The organism is Bartonella sp. MU70NMGDW (genome assembly GCF_042194085.1).
GTDB classification, from domain to species: domain Bacteria; phylum Pseudomonadota; class Alphaproteobacteria; order Rhizobiales; family Rhizobiaceae; genus Bartonella; species Bartonella grahamii.
Genome location: NZ_JBHIMK010000149.1, coordinates 1 through 3,213, shown reverse-complemented (window position 1 = coordinate 3,213; position 3,213 = coordinate 1). Strand labels below are relative to the sequence as shown.

At 35.3% G+C, this 3,213-nt stretch carries 5 protein-coding genes and 1 pseudogene; 4 read left to right on the top strand and 2 right to left on the bottom strand.

Annotated features, from left to right (window positions below):
- Both ACFIKE_RS08925 and ACFIKE_RS08920 read right to left on the bottom strand, forming a co-directional pair.
- Window positions 1-194, bottom strand: a pseudogene (locus tag ACFIKE_RS08925) (hypothetical protein); the annotation flags it as partial.
- A gap of 157 nt (window positions 195-351) precedes the next feature.
- Complete coding sequence (locus tag ACFIKE_RS08920) at window positions 352-969, bottom strand: S24 family peptidase (RefSeq protein ID WP_375622548.1); 618 nt, start codon at window positions 967-969, stop codon at window positions 352-354.
- 109 nt (window positions 970-1,078) lie between these two features.
- Here ACFIKE_RS08920 and ACFIKE_RS08915 point away from each other — a divergent pair, with 109 nt between their 5' ends.
- The 4 genes from ACFIKE_RS08915 to ACFIKE_RS08900 all read left to right on the top strand — a co-directional run.
- Window positions 1,079-1,330: a helix-turn-helix transcriptional regulator gene (locus ACFIKE_RS08915; RefSeq protein WP_375649401.1), complete on the top strand. Its 252-nt coding sequence runs from the start codon at window positions 1,079-1,081 to the stop codon at window positions 1,328-1,330.
- A 99-nt stretch (window positions 1,331-1,429) separates the two neighbouring features.
- On the top strand, window positions 1,430-1,795 hold the full coding sequence (locus ACFIKE_RS08910; protein WP_208431513.1) for a hypothetical protein: 366 nt from the start codon (window positions 1,430-1,432) through the stop codon (window positions 1,793-1,795).
- 149 nt (window positions 1,796-1,944) lie between these two features.
- On the top strand, window positions 1,945-2,424 hold the full coding sequence (locus ACFIKE_RS08905) for a crossover junction endodeoxyribonuclease RuvC (RefSeq protein WP_375649398.1): 480 nt from the start codon (window positions 1,945-1,947) through the stop codon (window positions 2,422-2,424).
- A partial coding sequence (locus ACFIKE_RS08900) for a hypothetical protein (protein WP_375649396.1) occupies window positions 2,414-3,213 on the top strand: 800 nt, incomplete at its 3' end. The genes ACFIKE_RS08905 and ACFIKE_RS08900, both read left to right, overlap by 11 nt.

Here is a 3,213-nt window from a genome sequence, read left to right as displayed (position 1 = left end):
GCAATTTCTTCAGAGATATCTTCACAATTATTCTCAGAAGGATTGATGCGAAAGATTTGGATTGCATCATCTGCCTCATCAATAATTTTTAGAATTTGGCTTGCATCAAGTGGTCCAGACTCTGCAATGTTTTGATCATCATCATAGACAACTAATAAGATTTCATCAGAATTTATAAGAATTGGATTTTCCATAATTTCTCCTCCCTAACGCCTCTTGGCAATTGTTTGTGCGTGGTTTGTATAATTACTTATATAACTATAATTATAAAATAGCAAGCAAAAAATTATAAAAAGTTATATTTTTTATAAAAAATATTATAATATCTTGCTGAATAAGAGGAGAGGATAATTAGCGATAAGTCCGAATCATCTTGCTGTAAGAACTTATTGGCAAAATAGCAAATATCTCTCCAACCCACACAATTTTAACATTCTTAATAGGTAAGGCATTCCAAGAAAGCAGATCTATTTCACCATTCATTCCCCTGCTAATCTGCTTTATATATCTTTTATTATCATGTGTTAAAATAACGGCTTCTTTGCCAAAAAAGGATTCTATTGTTTTAATTTGGCGCCGTCTTACGATAACCATATCTCCATCTTTATAGGCTGGAATCATAGAATCTCCTTTAACTTCAAAAGCAACCATATCATCAGGTAAAGCAAAAGGAATTTCTACTTGTTCAAGACCATCTTCAGGGATTTGTTCAAAACTTGGATCTATCTGTGTTCCTGCTCCAATATACCCCATAAGAGGAACAAAAGTTGTTAAGTGATTGTCCCCTTTTAGTTCTTTATATAATTCTAAAATGGCATCTCGATTAGAGCCACGTGGATCAGAATCTTTTAACCACTTAGACACCGAAGCTTGTGTTACGTTTAGCCGTTTGGCTACATCTTCTTGCGTTAAGTTAAACTCGGTCAAAATCTTTTTTAATGTGCTTATGATATTAGATTTATTACTCATACTTCTGCTTACCTTATTTTTTTATCGTTGATAAAGATAATTTTCATTGACTTTATATAACTATAATTATATGAATAAAATAAGACAGAGCTGTAATTGGAGCTTGTAAATGGATCAACGAGAAGATTTTAAGAATTTGACTAAGTCAATACGAGGCAAATTTAATTGGACACAATCAGAAATGGCGAAAATGCTTGGTGTAACTCAAGCAGCTGTTTGCAAGTGGGAAAAAAGAGGATCTATCTCCGTAATAAATTATTTAAAGCTGCAAAAGTTGAAGGATAGTTCTAGCTCTATGCCTGCTTTTATTGCTGCCCCTACAGATAATAACGAACAGCAACAGCAGCCTTCACATTCTTAAAGAAGAAAGATCATGAGAAACGGAATATTGAAGAAGATTTACACCCAGTTTTGTAGATCAATAGGTTGTAATACGAAAATTGAGAATGGAGATAAGTTTGTGAAAGAATTTATACAAATACCGGATCGTGATTGTAGCATAGAAGATCTTATAAAACGACATAGAACTCATACAAAAGTTCTTGCAAAACAAGAAGAATGGCATAAGTCACAATTTGATAATTGGATGAGATGGCATGAAGCAACTCTTGCAGAGCGAGATAAGTCAATTGAACAACAGCAAGTAGTACTTGAAAACCTATCCTCTTTAATTAAGCAAAAAAATGAAACGCTATACAGCCAAAGGCTAAAGTTAGCTTCACAGATGAAAGTTATTGATGAATTAAACAATAAAATCACTGAGTTAATCAACAAAAAAGAAGAACCGAGATTGATCGATTTTATTTTTGCAGGAGAAGTTTTTTAACTTGCGTCATTTGAGCCAAAAATGAGGATTGTTAATTAACAATGAATCATTGCGAGGTTCCTTTTTCAAAAACATTTTTGCAAGACAGGCAATCACAACACGCTCTGTCATAGCAAACATATAAATACGTAGAGCCTTAAGGGGGGATTATGATCACTAACGCACAAACCATTTTATGTCTTGATCTAGGGACCAAGACAGGCTGGGCGATATGCGGTGCGGATGGTCACATCATCAGTGGTGTCATGAATTTCCACCCCCGATATTTTGAAGTCGGTGGAATGCATTATTTACGCTTTAAGAGATGTCTATCAGAAATAAAACAGACAGTAGACAGCATTGACGCGGTGTATTTTGAAGAAGTGAGGCGTCATAATAGTACTGATGCAGCGCATATTTACGGTGACTTGTTATCAACCTTAACGACGTGGTGTGAACATCATCAGATACCGTATGAAGGCATTCCTGTTGGCACAATTAAGAAAGCAACAACAGGAAAAGGAAACGCATCAAAAGTAAAAATGATTAAGGCGGTGTGTGCAAAAGGACATACGCCTAAAGACGACAACGAAGCAGATGCTTTAGCAATTTTATATTTAATGAAAGAAGGGGGTATATATGTCCAGTAAATTACCGTGGACGAGGCTGTTTGCAGATAGGTGGATTCTTGATCTTGCTTGTTTATCTCCCATTGAATGCAATGTTTATATAAAATTGCGTTTGCAAATGCTTTATACTGGAGAGCCGCTTTTAAATAACACAAAGGTCTGGGCTAATTACACTGGTTGTTCAGTAAAAATGTTTATGAAAGCGTTAGAAGTTTTAATAAGCACGGGTCATATCGAACGTTTAGACGATGGGTGTTTATGGAGTTTAAAAGTTGAAGAAGAACTCAATAACTCTAATGAAAGCTTAGATAAGGTATCGAAGACATCTCGGTCAAAGAAGTTATCAGAGAGAGCAAAGAAAGCAGCGCAGGCAAGATGGGATAAACATACAAATGATGCTTGTGATGATGCTAAAGCCATTGAAAATACTGATAAAAACAATGCTAAAGCCATGCTTAACGATGCTAAAGTTATTAAGCATGATGCTAACAGTATGCTTAAGGATGCTAAGCATGATGCTTACGACATGCTTAATGATGCCTATATATATAACATAAACAATAACACTAACATTAACAGTTATAATAAAAAAACTAAAACTATCGTTTTAGCAAAAAAAGAAATTGGTTCTGAAAGTTTAGAAACAAACGAACAGGTTGACGAACCAACAGAGGTTGCTGCTGCTGAGACCACATCAGAGCAAATCACAACATCATCAGACAACCAACCTCCAATTCACGAGCAAGAGAACGTTCCCAAAAAAGCAAAACGAGCGCAAGCTAATCGCGGTTGTCGATTGCCTGCGGATTT